The organism is Vibrio sp. 811 (genome assembly GCF_033339195.1).
On sequence record NZ_JAWOUB010000530.1, the window covers coordinates 1 to 635 of the forward strand.

At 44.6% G+C, this 635-nt stretch carries 2 pseudogenes; both read right to left on the minus strand.

The annotated features are described in order from the left end of the window. A pseudogene (locus tag R7Q46_RS27905) lies at positions 1–282 on the minus strand (BatD family protein); the annotation flags it as partial. A 4-nt stretch (positions 283–286) separates the two neighbouring features. Further along, positions 287–635: pseudogene (locus R7Q46_RS27910) on the minus strand (hypothetical protein); the annotation flags it as partial.

Here is a 635-nt window from a genome sequence, read left to right on the forward strand (position 1 = left end):
TATAGAAATGCTCCATTCTGTGCGCTGATATTTTCGACCATTGATGTTGTTACTCGAACGCCCGTAGCGAGGCTGTCCTAGGAAGAAGTCTTTTTCCAATACGCTGAAGTCGATGGCGTCGGACGCAACTTCTGAGTCTGCCATTATCCGTAGGTTGATGACTTCATTTTTAGCCACTTCAGTTTTGTTGACACTTGCCTGGAGGCTTTGTGCCATCACCGAGAAACTAGATAACAGGCTGGCCACAAGAATAAAGACCAGATGTACGCCTTTTTTCATCACGGGCTTACCACTCCTTCTGAGATTGTTGTGGACGTTGTTTTTGTTGAGCTTGCAACTGCATTTGTGCACGAATCAAAAAGCTTGGATCTCGAGCACTTTCGACAGCTTCTAGGCGGCGGAATTCAGGATCATCCTGAGGTGTTTTTTCTGGTTGGGCTTGCGCTTGCATAAGTTCACCTTTTTTTTGCTCACCTTGCTTTTCTACTTCCGTTTCGGTCTTTTGCTGCTTAGCTTTGTGTTCGGGATTTTGCTTTTCTTTTTTATTTTCAGCGTCTTGCTGATTTTGTGACTGCTGTCCTTGCTCTTGTTTAGTACTATTCTGAGACTTTTGTTGCTGTTGCTGTTGCTGTTGC